This window comes from Dactylosporangium sp. CA-139066, from assembly GCF_050936175.1.
In the GTDB taxonomy this organism is placed as follows: Bacteria; Actinomycetota; Actinomycetes; order Mycobacteriales; family Micromonosporaceae; genus Dactylosporangium.
On sequence record NZ_JBNJNH010000001.1, the window covers coordinates 1,062,555 to 1,078,896 of the forward strand.

Sequence of the window (16,342 nt, forward strand, 5' to 3'; positions counted from 1 at the left end):
GGCGTGAAGATCGTGCTGGCCGGGGGTGGTGGCTCACTTGGGCGCCGGATCGCGGCCGATCTGGCCGGCCGCGACCACGAGATCGTGCTCCTGACCCGCCGTGCCCGGGCCGATCTGCCGTACCGCCAGATCGAATGGGACGGGGCCACCGTCGAGGACTGGGCGGACGAGCTCGCCGGCGCCGCCGTCATCAACCTGGCCGGCGAGCTCGTCGACCGCCGCCCGACCCGCGCCAACGTCGAGCTGCTGCGCCTGTCGCGGGTCCGCCCGACGTACGCGCTGGTCGAGGCGGCCGCGGTGCTGAGCGAGCCGCCGCGGGTGTGGCTGCAGGCCAGCACCCTGGCCATCTACGGCGACGGCGGCGAGACGGAGATCGACGAGTCGGCGCCGGTCGCCGACGGGCCGCCGCAGATGGCCGGGGTGGCGCGCGCCTGGGAGGCGGCGGCGTCGCTGGCCGATGCGGCCACGTTCCAGCGCGCGATCGTCGAGGACACCCGCCAGGTCGTGCTGCGCCTGGGCATCGTCCTGGACCGCGGCTCGCCGGCGCTGCGGCGCCTGGCCGGACTGGCGCGGTGGGGCCTGGGCGGCCGGATCGGGACGGGCCGCCAGTGGGTGAGCTGGATTCACATCCATGACGTGCTGGCCGCGGTGCGCCGGACCCTGGACGACTCCTCGCTGGCCGGCGTCGTCCACCTGACCGGACCCAATCCCGTCCGCAACGCCGAGTTCATGTCCGCGCTGCGCGAGGTGCTGCACCGGCCGGCGCTGGTGTCCCCGCCGGCGCCACTGGTTCGCATGGGCGCCTGGCTGCTGCGTACGGATCCGGCGCTGGCGCTGACGGGCCGCCGCTGCATCCCGGGCCGGCTGCTGGACGCGGGCTTCGAGTTCGAGCACCCGGACCTCGTCCCGGCCCTGCGCGACATTCTGTAGTAGAGAGCTTCCACATCGACTGATCGCACCCGGCGAACCGGCGTTCGTGATCGCCGGGCGGGGTTTTGCGCGGGTGCGTACGATCGGCGGCGTGGCGCTGGCGATCTTCGATCTCGACAACACGCTCATCGACCGGGCGGCGGCCTTCCGGCGGTGGGCGGAGGGCTTCGCCGCCGCGCGCGAGCTGGGGCCGGACGCGGTCGACTGGCTCGAACGGGCCGACGGCGACGGGTACACCCCGCGCGAGCGCCTGGTGGCCGCCATCCTCGAGCGCTACGGCGTGCGGGTGCCGGTCGCGCGGCTGCGGGCCGAGCTGGTGGAGCGGGTCGAGGTCGATCCGGCGGTACCACGGAAGCTCGAAGCCCTGCGCACCGCCGGCTGGAAGGTCGCCGTGGCCACCAACGGGGCGACCGCGCAGCAGTGGGCCAAGCTGCGCCGCACCGGCCTGGACGCCCACGTCGACGCGGTCGCCGTCTCCGAGGAGGTCGGGGCGGCCAAGCCCGACCGGCGGATGTTCGCGGCGGCGGCCCAGCGGTGCGGGGAGCGGCTCACCGCCTCGGCCTGGATGATCGGCGACTGCCCGACGCGCGACGTCGGCGGGGCGCGCGCCGCGGGGCTGCGCACGGTCTGGCTGCACCGGGGGCGGGCCTGGGAACACGGTGATCCGGGCCCGGACGCGGTCGCCGACCACATCGCCGCCGCGTTCGACACGCTGGCCGGCGCCGGGATCGACGCTGAAGCGGCCGGGGTGGCGACGCCATGAACGGGGAGTCGCCGCTCGAGATGTGCGTGGAGGCGCTGGCCACCGGGCGGGTGCGCGGGCTGAGCGCCGATGCGCCGATCCATGCGCTCATGGCGACGCTCGGCGCGGAGTACGGCGAGCATGCGGGCGGCGACGGGATGTACCGCGACTTCGGCACCGTCGAGGTGCACTACGAGCGGCTGGGGCCCGACGAGCCGTGGGTGGGCCGGTTCCTCGTGGTGCGCGCGGACCGGTTCGTGGAGAAGGTGCGCCTCGAGGAGCTGCACGAGGAGCTGCGGCGGGTGGGCCAGAGCCTGGTACCCCTGCCGGGCGGGCGGCCCGGGGCGCCGGACGTCACGCTGCGGGCCCCCGTCAGCGGGGCGACGCTCACCGCCGAGGGCGGGGTCGCGGTGGCGATCGCGGCGCCCGTGTGGCCCGTGCCCGAGCTGCGGGCCCTGCCGGAGGCGCGGTGGCGGGCCGTGTGCGCGAGCCTGGAGGACCTGCTGCCGCTGACGCGAACCGAGCGGGCCGACTGGCTGGTCGACCGGGTGCCGGACAGCGCGGAGGCCGCGGAGTGGTGGGTGTCGCTGCTGCATCCGCTGCCGGCGCTGCGGTTCCGGGAGCCGCAGCGGGCGGCGGAGTGGGCGGCGCTGGAGATCTGGCTGCTGGACCGGGCCGCCGACGCCGCCGTGTGGTCGCGCGACGAGTGGGTCTGGCGGTGGATGTGGTTCGTGCGCAGCCTGACGCAGCGGGTCGCGGCCGCGCACGCCGCCGACCTGACCCGGCTGAGCCTGGCCGCGCTGCCGATGACGGTCGCCCAGTTGCACGGGCTGCCGACGGACTGGCGGGCGCTGAGCGTGGCCGACCTGAAGCGGGCGCGGACGGCCCGGGCGCTGCTGTCGGTCGCCACGATGTACGGCGCCCGGGTCATGGGGTAGCGGTCAGCGGTCGATGATGCCCTGCGTCATGTCCGAGTTGGTGCGGGTCGCGAGCGCGGCCTTCAGGTCGTGATCGACGGCATCCGCTCGAGGGTCGAGCGGGCCTCGTCGTCGGGCTGACGCGCCAGGGCGGCGGCGACGGCCACGAGCACGGCCGCGATCGCGGCGAGCAGGAGCCGGTAGCCGGCGACCGTGATCAGCGCGGCGCCGAGCGCGATCGAGGCGGTCTGCGGCACGGTCACGATGGTGGTGGCGACGGCGAACACACGGCCCCGCAGCCGGTCGGGCGTCGCGCGCTGCAGCCGCGTGGTGAAGCCGACCGCGATCCACGGCAGGGCCACGCCGAACAGGGCGGACCCGGGCAGTACACCCGCGGCGGACGGCGTCATCTGCAGCAGGGCCCCGGCGGCGCCGGCCACCATGCCCGCGGCCATCAGCCGGGCCTCGCCGACGCGGCGGGCCAGCGTGGCCGCGACCGGGCCGCCCAGCAGCGCGCCGGCGCCCTGGACGGCGGCCAGCACGCCGACGAACGCGGGGGAGTGGTGCAGGCCCAGCGACGCGACCGCGAAGATCGTGGTCTCGCTCAACCCGAACACGCACAGCGCCACCGCGGCCCCGACGACGACCGCGCGCAGTCGCGGGGTGCGCGCGATGAACCGCAGCCCGCCGCCGTCGCCGGGGACGGGCCGCGGGCGCGCCTCGGTCAGCCGCATCAGCATCAGGCACGCAATTGGTACGGCAAACGTGGCGGCATCAAGCGCCACGGCGGCCCGCGGGCCGGCGAGCACGAACAGCCCGGCGCCCAGCAGCGGCCCGACGAGGCGCAGCGTCTCCTGCGCGGTGCGCAGCAGCCCGTTGGCGTCGGCCAGCAGCTCGTCCGGGACGATCGCGGCCAGCAGGGCCGACTGGGCCGGGGCGAGCAGGGTGTACACCGCGCCGCTGAGCAGCATCGAGACGTACACCAGCCAGATGCGTCCGGGGCCGTCCACGGCGAGCAGCGGCAGGACGGCCAGGGCGGCCGCGGCGTTGGCCGCGATGAGCAGCGGGCGCCGCCGGAACCGGTCGACCAGCGCGCCGGCGAGCGGCCCGAGCAGCGCCGGCGCGGTGAAGCAGAAGAAGACCAGGCCGGCCGCGGCGTTGCTGCCGGTCAGCGACTTGACCCAGATCCCGGTGGCCAGCCACAGCGTCAGGTCGCCCAGCAGCGACACGACCTGCCCGATCAGGTAGATGCGCGCCGCCGGAAGCGCCAGCAGCCGCCTCATCCATCGATGAAAGCACTTCCCCGGCTCAGAGGTCGCGCACGTCCCACATGGTCAGGCCGCCGGTGGCCCGGCCTGGGCCGAAGAGCTGCTCGACCGTGAGGCGCGAGGCGGTCCACTTCGCGCCGTCGGGCACCAGGATCAGGGACACCCGCCAGTACTGCAGGTCAGCCTTCGCCTGCTCACGGTCGGCGTCGGTGACCGTCGGGACCACGCGCTGCCACATCGCCGTCGAGAACAGCTTGTCGGTCGGGCGCGGGACCGGGCCGACGAAGGCGTGGTGGCCCTTGATGCCGTCGGCGGGGCCGAGGAAGTACCCGTGCGAGAGCGGCAGCGCGGCGTCGGTCGAGGCCGCCCAGTAGATGCCGGCCTCGAAGTCCCACTGGGGCAGCGGCACGACGAGCACGGTCCGGCCCGGCCCGACGTAGTCGCGCCACTGGCCGGAGGAGACGAACGACGGTACCGGCGGGCGGGCCACCGTCTTGATCGGCATGGGCGCGGCCGGAACCAGCGCGGCGCCGAGCACGCCGACCAGCAGGATCTTGCGGGTCCGCCCGGCCAGCCCCTGCAGCTCGAAGAGCCGCTGCGCGCAGATCGCGATGAGCGGCGTCACCGCCCAGTTGGTGACCTCGCCGAGCCGGGTCGGCAGCAGCGTGTCGAACAGCGGCAGGTGCTCCAGCAGCGCGAACGGACCGGGAATGTGCGTGCTGTGGCCCTTGACCAGCAGCGGGTTGCCCCACGCCAGCACCGAGAACACCACGCCCGTGATGGTGAGGCAGCGCACCCAGATGTCGTGCCACTGCCAGACGATCAGGGCGAGCAGCAGCAGGATCAGGGACCAGCCGAAGTAGCCGTGCTCCTCCGCGCCGAAGGGCAGCGGGATCGAGCCGTACTGCCGGAAGCGCTCGGCCACGCTGTTGCTGCCGTACGTCGTGAGGCCGAGGACGTCCATGCGGAACGTGGTCATGTACGGCTCGCCGCCGTGGTAGCTGCCCGGGCCGAGGAACTGGTAGTACAGCGGGTAGGCCAGCACGACGAGCGAGGCGCCGGCGGCGACACCGAGGCCGGCGGCGAGCGGCTTGAGCGCGGCGCGCACCAGGTCGCGGCGCTGCAGCGCGTAGAGCAGCAGGAACAGCGCGGTCGCCAGGGCCGCCAGGAACAGCGTCTCCTCGTTGATGAACACCTGGAACACGACGAGGGCGGCCAGGATGAGGCCGTTTCGCACCGAACGGCCCGGCTCCAGGAGCTTGAACGAGCGCCAGACCAGCAGCGGTACGACATACTGCGCGACCAGGTTCGGGTGGTACTGCGCGTGGGAGGTGACCGCCGGCGCGAACCCGCCCACCAGGCCGCCGACCCACGCGGCGGTGCGGTTGGTGACCACGTGGCGGGAGAGCACCCAGTACCAGGCGGCGGCGGAGCCGGCGACGCCGAGGACGATCAGGATGTCGAAGCTGACGTTCGCGCCGAACAGCAGCGTGATCGGCGACATCGGGATGCCCAGCGCGAGGATGGACGTGTTGGCCATCGCGTTGACGCCGGACGGCGCGTTGAGCTGCGTGATGTGGAACGGGTTGCCGCCGTGCGTGACGAACCGGGCGGCCCAGGCCAGGAACCACTCCGCCTGGGCGCGGTCGCCGGGCTTGCTCGGCATCGTGCGCCCGTAGTGGATCAGCAGCGGTGCGATGATCCACAGCCCGCCCAGCAGGTAGCTGCCGAGCGCGAGCCGGTCCGCCCGGCGCCCGGCGCGACCGCCGGTGGCGCTGTCGCTGTCCGCGGCGATGCTGCCCTTGTCCTTACCGGTCTGCGCCGGGTCGTCCTCGCCGCGGCGCTGCGCGACGATTCGTCCCTGGGTGGCGGGCGCAGTCGTATCGCCGGAGTCGGCCGTACCCGTCAACATCGCGTGACCATATCAGCGAGCGGTACTCGCCTTGAGCCCGCCGTTCGTGCCCGGTGTCGGGCACGGAAGGGCGCGGACCGGAGTCCCGGTCCGCGCCCGTGTGCTCACCGAACGTGCTGGGCGGGCCCCGTCGGCCAGCCCGGCTGGCCCCCGATCGGCCCGACGACCGTGTCGCTCGGCGCGGGAATCGGGTTACCGAGCGTGTCGGTCGGCACCGGGTTGCCCATGGTGTCGGTCGGCATCGGCACCGGGTTGCCGGACGTGCCCGTCGGCATGGGCACCGGGTTGCCGGACGTGTCCGTCGGCATCGGCACCGGGTTGGTGTCGGTCGGCAGCGGGTTGCCGAACGGCCCGCCCGACGACGGGGTCGGCGTTGCGCTGCAGGTCGGGGCCGGCGCCCCGGGCGTGGCCGACGAGGAGCCGCTCGGCATGGGCGCGCCGCCGAACGTCGGCGTGGACGTCGGCGACCCGGCCGGCGGCGCCGCCGACGACGTGGCGCTGGGCATCGGCGCCTGGGTCGGCTCGCCGTTCAGCGGCGGCGGCATGATCACCGAACCGCCGACCGACGGCAGCGTGGGCGGCAGGATGATCGTCCCGCCGGCGCTGGGCGCGACGGGCGTCTCGCACGGAACGTCGAACGGTCCGCCGCTCGGCGCGGCGCTCGGCGACTCGCTCGCCGACGCGCTGAGCGAGTCGCTCGGCGCGGCGGTGGGCGCGGTCCCGAACGGATCGGGCGTCTCGGCGGCGGTGCGTACCCGGTCGCCCCCGCTGGAGTGCGCCCCGGCGACGGTCTGTTGCAGCACGCCGGCGGTCAGCACGGCGAGGAAGCTAGCGGCCCCGACGACGATCGGCAGGAGCCGCTTGCTGTTGCTGGCAGGCATTGGGTGAAACCCCCGTTGTTCTCGACAGCAGTCACCCTCATGGTCACCCGCGCTTCACCCCATTCGCCCGAAAACTACGATTTTCGCGGTGAAACATCGGGTTTGCCGTCTAGGCCGGTTCAGGCGGTGGAGGCGGAATCCGTCGCCTTGGACGGCGGCGCGGCGCCGCGGGCGGAGACGCGGTCCCGGCCGCGCAGCTTCGCGTCGTAGAGGGCCCGGTCGGCCGCCGCCTGCAGCGCCTCGGAGACCGCCGGTGACGGCGGACCCGACGTGACGGAGCGCGTCGAGGCCAGGCCGATGCTCAGCGTCGGCAGGCCGTCCGGCAGGTCCGAGGTCCGGGCCACCCGCGCGCGGATCTCGGCGGCCACCCGCCGCGCCCGCCCCTCACCGCCGTCGAGCAGCACCGCGAACTCGTCGCCGCCCAGGCGCGCTGGGGTGTCGGAGGGGCCGGCGGCCGCGCGCAGGGCCGCGCCGACCCTGGTCAGGACCGCGTCGCCGGTACCGTGGCCCCACGTGTCGTTGATGGTCTTGAAGTGGTCGACGTCGACGATGAGCAGGCAGCGCTCGGTGCCCGTGGCCAGCGCCCGGGCCAGGTCCAGGTCGAAGGCGCGGCGGTTCGGCAGCGACGTCAGCGGGTCGGTCAGGGCCTGCTCCTCCAGGCGGGCCACCAGCGCCTCGGCGCGGTCGCGCAGCTTGGACACGACGATCGTGGACACCGTGTAGACGGTGACGAGCGCGGCGATGTCGGTGGCGGCCACGCGGTCGGGCTGCAGCGACAGGGTCACGCCGGCGTCGGTGCCGCTCGCCGCGACCAGCAGCGCGTACATGAGGTCGCGGCGCACGAAGGTGGCGGCGTAGAGGAGGGGCCACAGGAAGTACAGGTGCGCGCTCACGCTGACGTCGTGCGTGACCAGGTTCAGGCCGCCGATCAGCACGATGGCGAGGAAGGGCACGATCACCCAGAACGGCTCGGGCACGCGGTCCGGCGCGACCCGGCACAGCGCGCCGGCGAGCACCATCACGCCGGCGGCCGCGGTCGTGGCCAGCACCCCGGCCGTCGTGCCGCCCGCGAAGCCGGGGACGAGCAGGCCGCAGGCGCCGACCACGGTGCCGCCGGCCATCAGGAAGTAGGCCACCGCACGCGTCGCGGCCACGCGGTCGCGCGCGTGGATCAGGGGCCGGATCGGCGGGCGCCACACCCAACGCCGATCGGCGGGCAGGGAGCGAAGTTGAGCAATCCCGAGTGACGCGGATCGCCCAGAACCGGACACCACTCCGGTCGAAAACGGACTATGCTCCCCCGGTCTTCCGCGTGCCGAGGAGCTCTCATGTCTGACCCGTACGCACAGCCTCCATACGACCCGTACGGCCAGCAGCCGCCGCAGTACGGTCAGCAGCCCTCGCCATACGGCCAGCAGCCGCAATATGGCCAGCAGCCGCAGTACGGGCAGCAACCCCCGCAGTACGGGCAGCCGGCCTACGGCAACGACCCCGGGTACGGGTACGGCCAGGACCAGGGTTACGGCCAGCCCTCCTACGGCCAGGACCCGGGCTACGGCCAGCCCTCGTACGGGCAGGACCCCGGCTACGGGCAGCAGCCGGGCTACGGCCCGCCCACCTCCGGCCCTGCGTACGGCGCGCCCACTTCCGGCCCTGCGTACGGCCAGCCGACGTCCGGCCCCGGCTACGGGCCGCCGACCTCGGGCCCGGCCTACGGGCAACCGGCCTATGGCGCCCCGCAGCCGGACTACCCCGGCCAGGCCGGCTGGGGCGCACCGGTCCCCGTGCCGCCGCCGAAGAAGCGCACCGGCCTGGTGGTGACCCTCGTCCTCGGCGGGCTCGCGCTGCTGCTGTGCGGCGGCATCGGCGTCGCGGCGTACGTCAACAGCTCCGACGACACGCCCGCGGCTTCCCCGACCGGCGGCTCCACGAAGACGACCGGCCCGACGTCGACGAAGGGCGGGGGCTCCAACGCCGGCCCGAAGGTCACGCTGACCGCCCCGGCGACGATCAGCACCTGGAAGAAGGCGGCCAACCAGGACCAGGCCAAGACGATGAGCGACCAGATGGCGAACTCCGGGATCAAGAACCCGTTCGCCGCGCAGTATCAGGACAGCGCCAAGACCAACCGCACCGCGACCGTCTGGGGCGGCACCGGCGCGATCTTCAGCGCCGGCACCCAGCAGGCCCAGCTCGACGCGTTCTTCAAGAGCGCGCTCGCGGGCCTCGGCAGCGCCAGCGGCAGCCCGGTGAACGTCGACGCGGGCAAGCTCGGCGGCAAGGCCCAATGCCAGAAGACCGACGGCGGCAGCGGCGTCTCGTTCGCCGTCTGCGCGTGGGTCGGCAACGAGGCCCTCGTGGCGTTCATGTTCAGCTCGATGGAGGCGGACGCGGCCGCCACGCAGGTGAAGGTCATGCTGCCGGCGATCGCGGTCGCCGCCTGACGCGACCCGCTCAGCGGCCGGGGATCGACGAGGTCCCCGGCCGCAGCGCCGCCTCGACGATGCGCAGCGCCTCGGCCGCGTCGATCCCGGCCGCCAGCGCCACCGCGGCGTAGCCCTCGGCGGCCCGCCGCACCCGCTCCCGCGCCTGCTCACCGGCGGCGGAGACGAACGAGCCGGCCCGGCCCCGGGTCTCGATGAGGCCGGCGTCCTCCAGCTCGCGGTACGCCCGCGCGACCGTGTTGACCGCCAGCCCCAGCTCGGCGGCGAGGCTGCGGATGGTCGGCAGCCGCTCGCCGACGGCCATGCTGCGGTCCGCGATCCGGCTCGCGAAGTGCGCGCGCAGCTGCTCGTAGGGCGGCACCCCCGACGCCGCGTCGACGACGATCATTCCGACAATGTACCCACGTCATCCGCCGGCCGGCGGCGACACCGCGATGGCCAGTTTGCCCCGCCGCCCTGGCCGCGCTGGTGGACCGGGCCCGCTCGGCCGGCGCGGTGCGCCCCGACCTCACGGTCCTCGACGTTCGCGCCGGCCTGCTCGCGATCGCCTCCCTGCGCTCCCTGCCGCCGGCCTCGGCCCCCGCGGCCATCACCCGCGTGACGAACCTGCTGCTGTCCGGGATGCATTCCGGCCGCTCGGCGTAAATGCGTTGCCGGCCGCGCGGTGCGGCTCGTATCGTCATTCGTGAACGGCGGCGAATTCTTGAGGAGCCCGAAATGACGACCCACCCGGCAAGCAATCACCGGCACGCGCCGGTGAATCATGCGCGCCGGTGGCCTGGGTAGGCGTTTTCGAGCCTCCGGCCGCCCGTCCCAGCAGGGGATACGGGCGGTTTTTCGTTTCTGGTGCATTCCCTCGTAGCTCAATTCGGCGGAGCAGGCGACTGTTAATCGCAAGGTTGCTGGTTCGAGTCCAGCCGGGGGAGCGGTGGTCATGGTGTATGGGTCTGTGCACGTCAGATTGTGGCTCTGAAGGTCCGGGTTCGACTCCCGGTGATCACCCTTATCTCGTGTTTTTCCGCGGCCGTCGCGGGTGGCGGCAGGCTGGACGCCTGACACATACGTGGACGGCGACCAGCTAGGCGCCGCGTGCCGCGGCCTCCATCTCCATCTATCGATGGAGATGGAGGCGGTCTTGCTCGACTCCATCGATAGCTATAAACTCCCTAAACAGTTAAGAGTGTTAACTGTTTAGGGAGTGCTCTCGGCACAGGAGGAGCGAGATGCGCAGACCCAGAAGACTCACCGTCGGCATCGCGGCAACCGTCCTCGCGGCCGCCACCGCTTGGACCAGCGTCGCCCTGAACAACGTTTCCGCGCAGGCCGCCACCACAAGCGGGGGCGTGAAGTTCGCGTACTTCACCCAGTGGGGCATCTACGCCAACGGGTTCTACCCCAAGAACCTCGACACGAGTGGCATGGCCGGGAAGCTCGACTTCCTGGTGTACGCCTTCGAGAACATCGACCCCACCAACAAGACCTGCTTCGAAGCCGACTCGGCCGCCTCGCAGGACGAGAACAACCCCAACGCCGGGGACGGCGCGGGCGACTCGTTCGCCGACTACGGCAAGTCCTACGGCGCCGACATCAGCGTGGACGGCGTCGCGGACGTGTACAACCAGCCGATCGTCGGCAACTTCAACCAGCTCAAGAAGCTCAAGGTGAAGTACCCGAACCTGAAGATCCTGCTGTCGATCGGCGGCTGGACCTACTCGAAGTACTTCTCGGACGCCGCGGCCACGGACGCGTCGCGCAAGAAGTTCGTGAGCTCCTGCATCGACATGTTCATCAAGGGCAACCTGCCCTCCCGCAACGGCTACGGCGGGGCGGGCTCGGGGGCCGGGATCTTCGACGGCATCGACATCGACTGGGAGTACCCGGGCGCGCCGGGGCACACCGGTAACCACTACGCCGCGGCCGACATGCAGAACTACACGCTGTTGATGGCCGAGTTCCGGGCGCAGCTCGACGCGCTCGGCGCGGGCAAGAAGTACCTGACCGCAGCGGTGCCCGCCGGCCAGGACAAGATCATGCACGTCGAGACCAACAAGCTCGCCAGCTACCTCGACTACGCCAACGTGATGACGTACGACATGCATGGCGGCTGGGAGGCGACGGGTCCGACGAACCTGCAGGACCCGCTGTACGACTCGCCGAACGACCCGAGCGCGACGATCCCGCCGGGCACCGGCAAGTACACGATCGACTCGGCGATCAAGGCGTGGACGACGGGCGACTCGAGCTACGGCATACCGGGCGGCTTCCCGGCGGCGAAGCTCACCCTCGGGTACCCGTTCTACTACCGCGGCTGGACGGGCGTGCCCGCCGGCGCGAACCACGGCCTGTACCAGACGGCGACCGGCCCCGCGATCGGCCACGCGATGTCGGGCAACGTCAACGGGGTGTCGTTCTACAAGGAGCTGACGGGATTCGTCAACAACCCGTCGTACACCTTCCTGGACCCCACCACGAAGGGCGCCTACTTCTACGACGGCACCACGTTCTGGAGCGGCGACTCGCCCGCGTCGATCCAGGCCAAGGCCGACTACCAGCACTGCAACGGCCTGGGCGGCGCGATGATGTACTCGCTGGAGGCCCTCGACCCCGCCGCGACGCTGTTCAACGCGGTCGTCAACTCCACCAACGGCGCCACGGCCGGCTGCTCCACGGCCAGCCCGACGGCGACGGCAACGCAGTCGCGCAGCCCGTCGGCGTCGGCGTCCCCGTCGCGCAGCACCTCCCCGTCGCCGTCGACCAGCCCGACCGGCGGCACCTGCTCGGCCCCCGCGTGGAACGCCGCGACGGCGTACAACGGCGGTCAGCAGGTCTCGTACGGCGGCCACACCTGGACCGCGAAGTGGTGGACCCAGGGTGACATCCCCGGCAACAACAGCCAGGGCGTGTGGACCGACAACGGCGCGTGCGGCGGCACTTCGCCGACCCCGACGGGCGGCACCGGCAACTGCGCCGGCCTGTCCCCGTGGAACTCCGGCACAGCCTACGTCGGCGGCCAGTCCGTGACCTACGGCGGTCACAAGTGGACCGCGAAGTGGTGGACGCAGGGCGACATCCCCGGCAACAACAGCCAGGCGGTCTGGACCGACAACGGCGCCTGCTGATCTCTTGCGCAAACCCCGCCGCCGGCGCCCCCGCACTCCGGGCGCCGGCGGCGGCCGCGTCGATTTAATACGTTGCCATTCCCGGGCGTGCGTACGTATCGTTATTGACGTACACAACGCAGTCACCCGAAACGAGGAGCCAGCGCGATGACCACGTGGACCGCCCCCGAGACCCGGCCGATGCCGGTGTCCGGTGCTGCGCGACGCGCGGTTGCCAAGCAGATGGGGCGCCCGTCGGGACGGTGGCGCGGGTAGCGAGCATCGCTTCCCGAAGCCGCCCGCCCCGAAAGGGACCCGGGCGGTTTTTTCATAGGGGTGTAGCTCAACTGGCTGAGTGTCGGTCTCCAAAACCGAAGGTTGCAGGTTCGAGTCCTGTCGCCCCTGCGCGCATGTGTTTGTTGAGAATTCCACAGTGGATTTGGCATTTCGTGAATGCCCGGCCGATTGTTTCGGGCCGGGCGGATCGGGAACGACCGGCACGGTGACCGGACCTGGCCTGGGACCAGGAAGCGCGGGGTTCGACTCCCCGGTTCCCGACGACGGGCTGCACGCCACCGGTTGTGCGGCGCTGCTCGGCAGGCAGCGCGAGAGGGGTTCGACTCCCCTGCGGTCCACGGTGCCCCTCGGGGGGAGGGGCACGCTCCGGCGGGTTCGGCTAGCGGTCAGGCCACCGCGTTCTCAGCGCGGATACAGGGGTTCGACTCCCCTACTCGCTACTTCGCCGTCGTGGTGTACACGGCAACATGCCTGTCTTCCAAACAGGGGTAACGGGTTCGACTCCCGTCGGCGGCTCGCGTACAGCATTCCGAGATGGTCTAACCGGCAGTGACGCCGCGCTCTGGACGCGGAGGTTGGGGTTCGAATCCCTGTCTCGGAGCTTTGCCGCCGTGACCATCGGCGGCAGGCAGGCCCGCATGGCCCAACGGACAAGGCGCAGGTCTACGGAACCTGAGATCGGGGTTCGATTCCCTGTGCGGGCACAAACCTTCGGACACATACGCCGTTAGCTCAGCCCGGTCAGAGCGGCCGCCTCTTAAGCGGCGACGTCCGGGGTTCGAATCCCCGACGGCGTACGGAACACCTGGAGGAGCCGGCCGGCTTCGGAACCGCCGCTGGAAACGGCGGGCGCCCCTCGCGGGCGCCGTGGGTTCGAATCCCACCTCCTCCGCGCAATGCTCGCGTAGCTCAGCCTGGTACGAGCGCCGCCTTCACACGGCGGAAGCCGCAGGTTCGAATCCTGCCGCGAGCACGCCGGCCCGCATGGCCCAATGGACAAGGCGCAGGCATCCGGAGCCTGAGATCGGGGTTCGATTCCCTGTGCGGGCGCGCGGCAAGACGAATGCCAATCCACTGTGGACTGACGTGGGCGGAGCGCTGGCTGCTCGGCCGCCGCTCATAACGGCGGAGTGCTCGGATCGACACCGAGGCCCACGACGTGGAGGGTGCCCGCTGCGAAGGCCGCGGTTACTTCGAATTGGGATCGACGGGTTGCAGGTTCGAGTCCTGCCCGCCCCCGCGCGAGCGGGGCCGGTAGCTCAACGGCAGAGCAGTATGTGCCCGCGGCCGCCCGGTTCTCGGGCACCCTTCCACTACGGAACCGTCGTTACTCGGTCTGGTCGTCGATCGTCGCGGCGCCGACGCGCTGGCGGATCGAGGCGATCGTGTCCATCGCCGAGGCCTTGCGCTTGTACGTCTCGCTCGTCGCCACGACCTGGCCGTTGCTGGCCACGAGGTTGAACCGGTACTGGTCGTTGCTGGTCTTCTTCACCACGAACTTCATCGCTTACCTCCCATCACAGATGTACCCGTCGATGGGCGTGTCAATCCTCCCGCGTGTCGAGCTTGTGCGTGCCGCGCAGGCTGACGTACGGCTCGTCGGTCTCGGCGCGGGCGGCCGGTCTGCAACGATGGCCACGCATCACGCGCCTGCGGGGAGGTTCGGCAATGGGTTTCTGGGACGTCAGCCCGTTCGGCAACGACAGCGCCGCAGACTTCGCGTGGGAGCTGGACGAGGCCACGGCCGAGGCGCGCATCGAGATGGTGGGCGACGCCCTGGAGCGTGCCGCCGGGGCCGATGACCTCGGGCTCTTCGACGCTCCACGCGCCGTGGCGGCGGCGGCCCTGGTCGCCGCGCAGTATCCCGGCGGCCCCTCGATCCCCTCGACCTATGGCCCGTCGACCCCGATGCCGCAGTTCCCCGGCTACCTCAGGCGGCTGGCCATCGAGGCCCTGGACCGCGTTGCAGCGCCGTCATCCTGGCTCGTCGAGTTCTGGGAGGAGGCCTCGGAGGTCGCGGCCTGGCGGCGGACCATCACCGATCTGCTCAAGGCGCTCGATCCGCCCCAGGTCGAAGTGCTGTTCGATCTCTAGTACACCCCGTTGCGATTCGGTGGCCGGCTCCGTGGCGACCAAGGATGTGGATCGGTACTGCCGGGCGAGACGCTGAGCTCCTCAGCCGCTCGTCAGGGAGACAAAGCCATGAACTCGCAGGTCAACGTGAACCAGGCAAGGTGCTGCTCTACGACGGGGCCCTGTACGCGGACGCGCCGCGGGCCGTGGCCTGGTACGCCGCGGTGCCGCAACCCCTCATCGTCTTCATCGGCGTCTGCGAACTGCTCGGCGGTGTCGGCCTGATCCTGCCCGCCATGACCAGGGTCAGGCCGAACCTGACGCCGCTGGCCGCCGCCGGCCTGGCGCTGACGATGCTCCTGGCGCACCGGGGCTCGCCGATGAGCCCCGGTGCGCCGTACACGTCACGGTGCCGGCAGCGGCGTGGTGTTGGCCGAGTTGAACGCCTGCACGCCGGCCTCGCCGTCGCCGTCGAACGGTGTCACCGGGCTGTTGGGGCCGAGGCAGAAGTCGTCGCCCTTCGGGTCGGCGAACCAGGCACCGACCTGGTTGAGGTCGACGCGCGTCCGTACCCCGTTCACGAGCGTGGACGAGAAGGCCTCCTGGACGATCAGCTTGAAGGTGTTGATCGAGCGGCCGCGCCAGTCGGATGTGAAGTCGCCGATGTATTCGGCGGCCCCGAACGGCGGGCCGGCCTGCTGCAGCAGGAAGACCGTGAACGTCGTGTTCGGCGGCAGGTTGAAGGCGTTGACCGTGAAGATGTCGAATCCCAGCTTGTCAGTGGTCAGCTGGACGTCGACGTCAACCCGGACGTTCGGCATGCAGCCGGCCAGCTGCGGCGTCGACGGCGTGAGCTTGAGATGTACCTGTTCGGGGAACCAGTTCTTGTTGGACGCTGAGGCCGCCGCGGCGCTCCTGGCCACCGCTCCACCAGCCACGACCGCCGCGAGGGCAAGCGCGCTGGCGATCAGTCGAGTCGTGCGACGCATTCGTTTCTCCGATCATGAAGGTGTGCCGTGCTTGTTGATGGGCGCGCCGAATCGCCTCCCGGGCATCGACCGGCAGGCACGCTGAGGAGGGTTCGCCGTACCGCGGCGAGGCGGTTTGCTCAGACAGTTGGCGGGCGGATCATCGTGAACGAACCGGGGAGGCGGGCTCTCGATGTGCGGATGCTCAACCCGGGAACCGCTCGGATATCGCGCGTTCCCAGACCCAGCCTGAGAGTATGCGGCGGGGTACCTGGCAAGTCGCCGAACCTGCAAACCTCACACCGGCATTCGGCGAGGCGGCCGATCATGCCGGCTCGGGCGTCGCCGAGGCGCTGAACGCGTCAGTAGGCGTTGCGGCGGTCGTCAGCCGCGCTTCACCGGCGGGCAGGTCCGGGCTCGTCAGCACGATGCCGCCGTAGCCGCCGTCACCTCGGCCTGCGCCGGCCACCGGCTGACGGTGTCGAGCAGCCAGTCGCCGGCGAGGATCGCCCCGGGCCCGGCCCTCAGGAACAGCTTGGGTACGTCGCTCGTTGACAGCCGGTCCGCGTAGGCGGCCGCGATCGCAGTCACGTCGGCGGGATCGCCCTCGATGGGAATCTCGCGGGGCCACGTCAGGGTCGGCCGTCGTCCCTCGCCGGGCTCGGCGAACGGCCGTCGGTACTGCGCCATTTCCCTCGTGCCGCAGCTGGAACGTCAACGCTGCCCACGTCACCGACCTTTACGCCCCCAGTCAAGATCAAGGCAGCGTGCTCGTCGCGCGGCCTGGTGTTTTGCCGAGCGCGTTGCGTCGG

At 71.7% G+C, this 16,342-nt stretch carries 15 protein-coding genes, 12 tRNA genes and 1 pseudogene; 20 read left to right on the plus strand and 8 right to left on the minus strand.

Features of this window, described 5'->3' with window-relative positions:
* Positions 1–3: 3 nt before the first annotated feature.
* From ACQEVU_RS05035 to ACQEVU_RS05045, 3 genes are all read left to right on the plus strand, one after another.
* Entirely contained in the window at positions 4–930 is a 927-nt protein-coding gene (locus ACQEVU_RS05035) for a TIGR01777 family oxidoreductase (RefSeq protein WP_433321216.1), read from the plus strand.
* A 91-nt stretch (positions 931–1,021) separates the two neighbouring features.
* On the plus strand, positions 1,022–1,693 hold the full coding sequence (locus tag ACQEVU_RS05040; protein WP_433321219.1) for an HAD family hydrolase: 672 nt from the start codon (positions 1,022–1,024) through the stop codon (positions 1,691–1,693).
* Positions 1,690–2,610, plus strand: a complete 921-nt coding sequence (locus ACQEVU_RS05045; RefSeq protein WP_433321222.1) for a hypothetical protein — start codon at positions 1,690–1,692, stop codon at positions 2,608–2,610. Before ACQEVU_RS05040 ends, ACQEVU_RS05045 begins: the two co-directional genes overlap by 4 nt.
* A gap of 62 nt (positions 2,611–2,672) precedes the next feature.
* On the opposite strand, the gene ACQEVU_RS05050 is transcribed toward ACQEVU_RS05045, so the two are convergent.
* The 4 genes from ACQEVU_RS05050 to ACQEVU_RS05065 all read right to left on the minus strand — a co-directional run bounded on the left by ACQEVU_RS05050 (position 2,673) and on the right by ACQEVU_RS05065 (position 7,804).
* Entirely contained in the window at positions 2,673–3,872 is a 1,200-nt protein-coding gene (locus tag ACQEVU_RS05050) for an MFS transporter (RefSeq protein WP_433321223.1), read from the minus strand.
* A gap of 25 nt (positions 3,873–3,897) precedes the next feature.
* Complete coding sequence (locus ACQEVU_RS05055) at positions 3,898–5,769, minus strand: hypothetical protein (RefSeq protein WP_433321226.1); 1,872 nt, start codon at positions 5,767–5,769, stop codon at positions 3,898–3,900.
* 104 nt (positions 5,770–5,873) lie between these two features.
* Positions 5,874–6,650 carry a hypothetical protein gene (locus ACQEVU_RS05060; RefSeq protein ID WP_433321229.1) on the minus strand — a complete coding sequence of 259 codons (777 nt, stop codon included), beginning with the start codon at positions 6,648–6,650 and terminating at the stop codon, positions 5,874–5,876.
* A 119-nt stretch (positions 6,651–6,769) separates the two neighbouring features.
* Positions 6,770–7,804, minus strand: a complete 1,035-nt coding sequence (locus tag ACQEVU_RS05065; RefSeq protein WP_433321232.1) for a GGDEF domain-containing protein — start codon at positions 7,802–7,804, stop codon at positions 6,770–6,772.
* A gap of 174 nt (positions 7,805–7,978) precedes the next feature.
* Between ACQEVU_RS05065 and ACQEVU_RS05070 the strand changes: the two genes are divergently transcribed.
* Entirely contained in the window at positions 7,979–9,094 is a 1,116-nt protein-coding gene (locus ACQEVU_RS05070) for a hypothetical protein (RefSeq protein ID WP_433321235.1), read from the plus strand.
* A gap of 10 nt (positions 9,095–9,104) precedes the next feature.
* Here ACQEVU_RS05070 and ACQEVU_RS05075 read toward each other — a convergent pair whose 3' ends face one another.
* The gene (locus ACQEVU_RS05075) at positions 9,105–9,482 is read right to left on the minus strand and encodes a GntR family transcriptional regulator (protein WP_433321238.1); all 378 of its coding nucleotides are present in this window, start codon (positions 9,480–9,482) and stop codon (positions 9,105–9,107) included.
* A gap of 68 nt (positions 9,483–9,550) precedes the next feature.
* Between ACQEVU_RS05075 and ACQEVU_RS05080 the strand changes: the two genes are divergently transcribed.
* From ACQEVU_RS05080 to ACQEVU_RS05145, 14 genes are all read left to right on the plus strand, one after another.
* A complete protein-coding gene (locus ACQEVU_RS05080; protein WP_433334800.1) occupies positions 9,551–9,739 on the plus strand; it encodes a hypothetical protein in 189 nt (62 codons plus the stop codon).
* A gap of 207 nt (positions 9,740–9,946) precedes the next feature.
* Positions 9,947–10,020 (plus strand) — tRNA-Asn (locus ACQEVU_RS05085).
* Between the two features lie 297 nt (positions 10,021–10,317).
* Complete coding sequence (locus ACQEVU_RS05090) at positions 10,318–12,213, plus strand: glycosyl hydrolase family 18 protein (protein WP_433321241.1); 1,896 nt, start codon at positions 10,318–10,320, stop codon at positions 12,211–12,213.
* A 311-nt stretch (positions 12,214–12,524) separates the two neighbouring features.
* Positions 12,525–12,597: transfer RNA gene (locus ACQEVU_RS05095), tRNA-Trp, on the plus strand.
* Between the two features lie 80 nt (positions 12,598–12,677).
* Positions 12,678–12,750 (plus strand) — tRNA-Pro (locus ACQEVU_RS05100).
* A 107-nt stretch (positions 12,751–12,857) separates the two neighbouring features.
* Positions 12,858–12,929 (plus strand) — tRNA-Glu (locus tag ACQEVU_RS05105).
* Between the two features lie 4 nt (positions 12,930–12,933).
* A tRNA-Gly gene (locus ACQEVU_RS05110) sits at positions 12,934–13,005 on the plus strand.
* Positions 13,006–13,017: 12 nt separating this feature from the next.
* A tRNA-Gln gene (locus tag ACQEVU_RS05115) sits at positions 13,018–13,090 on the plus strand.
* A 31-nt stretch (positions 13,091–13,121) separates the two neighbouring features.
* Positions 13,122–13,193 (plus strand) — tRNA-Arg (locus ACQEVU_RS05120).
* Between the two features lie 17 nt (positions 13,194–13,210).
* Positions 13,211–13,286, plus strand: a tRNA-Lys gene (locus ACQEVU_RS05125).
* Between the two features lie 10 nt (positions 13,287–13,296).
* A tRNA-OTHER gene (locus tag ACQEVU_RS05130) sits at positions 13,297–13,381 on the plus strand.
* A 6-nt stretch (positions 13,382–13,387) separates the two neighbouring features.
* A tRNA-Val gene (locus ACQEVU_RS05135) sits at positions 13,388–13,462 on the plus strand.
* Between the two features lie 5 nt (positions 13,463–13,467).
* Positions 13,468–13,539: transfer RNA gene (locus ACQEVU_RS05140), tRNA-Arg, on the plus strand.
* A 112-nt stretch (positions 13,540–13,651) separates the two neighbouring features.
* A tRNA-Ser gene (locus tag ACQEVU_RS05145) sits at positions 13,652–13,729 on the plus strand.
* Between the two features lie 87 nt (positions 13,730–13,816).
* Here the strand turns inward: ACQEVU_RS05145 and ACQEVU_RS05150 are convergent.
* Entirely contained in the window at positions 13,817–13,993 is a 177-nt protein-coding gene (locus ACQEVU_RS05150; protein WP_433321244.1) for a YegP family protein, read from the minus strand.
* 164 nt (positions 13,994–14,157) lie between these two features.
* Here ACQEVU_RS05150 and ACQEVU_RS05155 point away from each other — a divergent pair, with 164 nt between their 5' ends.
* Together ACQEVU_RS05155 and ACQEVU_RS05160 are read left to right on the plus strand one after the other, a co-directional pair.
* Positions 14,158–14,583: a DUF4259 domain-containing protein gene (locus ACQEVU_RS05155; RefSeq protein WP_433321247.1), complete on the plus strand. Its 426-nt coding sequence runs from the start codon at positions 14,158–14,160 to the stop codon at positions 14,581–14,583.
* A gap of 44 nt (positions 14,584–14,627) precedes the next feature.
* Positions 14,628–14,915, plus strand: a pseudogene (locus ACQEVU_RS05160) (DoxX family protein); the annotation flags it as partial.
* Between the two features lie 51 nt (positions 14,916–14,966).
* On the opposite strand, the gene ACQEVU_RS05165 reads toward ACQEVU_RS05160, so the two are convergent.
* Both ACQEVU_RS05165 and ACQEVU_RS05170 read right to left on the minus strand, forming a co-directional pair.
* Positions 14,967–15,551 carry a hypothetical protein gene (locus ACQEVU_RS05165; protein ID WP_433335358.1) on the minus strand — a complete coding sequence of 195 codons (585 nt, stop codon included), beginning with the start codon at positions 15,549–15,551 and terminating at the stop codon, positions 14,967–14,969.
* A gap of 399 nt (positions 15,552–15,950) precedes the next feature.
* Entirely contained in the window at positions 15,951–16,220 is a 270-nt protein-coding gene (locus ACQEVU_RS05170) for a hypothetical protein (RefSeq protein WP_433321249.1), read from the minus strand.
* Positions 16,221–16,342: the final 122 nt, after the last annotated feature.

Coding starts and splice junctions, on each gene's coding strand:
- ACQEVU_RS05045 (WP_433321222.1), top strand. CDS start 1,690: ATGAACGGGGAGTCGCCGCTCGAGATGTGCGTGGAGGCGCTGGCCACC.
- ACQEVU_RS05050 (WP_433321223.1), bottom strand. CDS start 3,872: ATGAGGCGGCTGCTGGCGCTTCCGGCGGCGCGCATCTACCTGATCGGG.
- ACQEVU_RS05055 (WP_433321226.1), bottom strand. CDS start 5,769: ATGTTGACGGGTACGGCCGACTCCGGCGATACGACTGCGCCCGCCACC.
- ACQEVU_RS05060 (WP_433321229.1), bottom strand. CDS start 6,650: ATGCCTGCCAGCAACAGCAAGCGGCTCCTGCCGATCGTCGTCGGGGCC.
- ACQEVU_RS05070 (WP_433321235.1), top strand. CDS start 7,979: ATGTCTGACCCGTACGCACAGCCTCCATACGACCCGTACGGCCAGCAG.
- ACQEVU_RS05075 (WP_433321238.1), bottom strand. CDS start 9,482: ATGATCGTCGTCGACGCGGCGTCGGGGGTGCCGCCCTACGAGCAGCTG.
- ACQEVU_RS05090 (WP_433321241.1), top strand. CDS start 10,318: ATGCGCAGACCCAGAAGACTCACCGTCGGCATCGCGGCAACCGTCCTC.
- ACQEVU_RS05150 (WP_433321244.1), bottom strand. CDS start 13,993: ATGAAGTTCGTGGTGAAGAAGACCAGCAACGACCAGTACCGGTTCAAC.
- ACQEVU_RS05155 (WP_433321247.1), top strand. CDS start 14,158: ATGGGTTTCTGGGACGTCAGCCCGTTCGGCAACGACAGCGCCGCAGAC.
- ACQEVU_RS05165 (WP_433335358.1), bottom strand. CDS start 15,551: ATGCGTCGCACGACTCGACTGATCGCCAGCGCGCTTGCCCTCGCGGCG.
- ACQEVU_RS05170 (WP_433321249.1), bottom strand. CDS start 16,220: ATGGCGCAGTACCGACGGCCGTTCGCCGAGCCCGGCGAGGGACGACGG.